This is a genomic window from Rhodoferax sp. RT5P35 (assembly GCF_056521385.1).
This window is the reverse complement of the sequence record NZ_JBWMAX010000247.1, coordinates 1-639: the sequence shown is the minus strand read 5'-3', so window position 1 is coordinate 639 and position 639 is coordinate 1. Positions and strand designations below refer to the sequence as shown.

The following is a 639-nucleotide window of genomic DNA, read 5'->3' as shown; positions in this document are numbered from 1 at the left end:
AATTCGGTCATGGTGTGGGTTTCAAAAACATACAAACACCCCGCTGTTTCGGCGTGGGGGAACTCAGGCTCGCTTCGCAGCGGCTTTGCGGATGGCTTCGTTGATCTCGGCGATGGACCGCTCGATGGCGGCATCGTCCAGGTCGTCGATCAGGCTTTCGGGCCCGTGCGGCTGGATGGACGAGGCAAACACACCCGGCTGGATCGTGTCGGTGGAGATGCCCCGGGTGGACTCGAACATGTCCGGGGTTTCCCATTCGATGGCCAGCACGGTGACATTGTCGCTGCGGGCACCGCCCTTGCGCAGCGCCTGCTCCACCAGGTCGGGCACGGCCTGCGACACCGGGGCGCTGGCCAGGCCGCGCACGATGGTGGCATCGTCCAGGTTGTCCCACAGGCCGTCGGAGCACAGCATGATTTTGTCGCCCTGGTGCAGCGCCACCGGGCCGGTGATGTCGAACTGGGGTTTGACCGGCGATCCCAGGCAGGTGTAGAGCACGTTGCGGTTCACCAGATGGGGCAACTGCGGCCCGCCCTCGGCACGGTGCTGCTCGGCATAGGAATGGTCGCGCGTGCGGGTCAGCAGCGCGCCGTCGCGCACCACGTACAGACGCGAATCGCCGCAGTGCACCCAGGTGGC

Annotated in this window: 1 protein-coding gene; it reads right to left on the bottom strand. The window is 65.9% G+C overall.

The genetic code is table 11. From position 1 onward, the window contains the following. Positions 1–63 precede the first annotated feature (63 nt). On the bottom strand, positions 64–639 hold a 576-nt coding region (locus tag AC097L_RS25375; RefSeq protein ID WP_479589474.1), incomplete at its 5' end, for a PP2C family protein-serine/threonine phosphatase.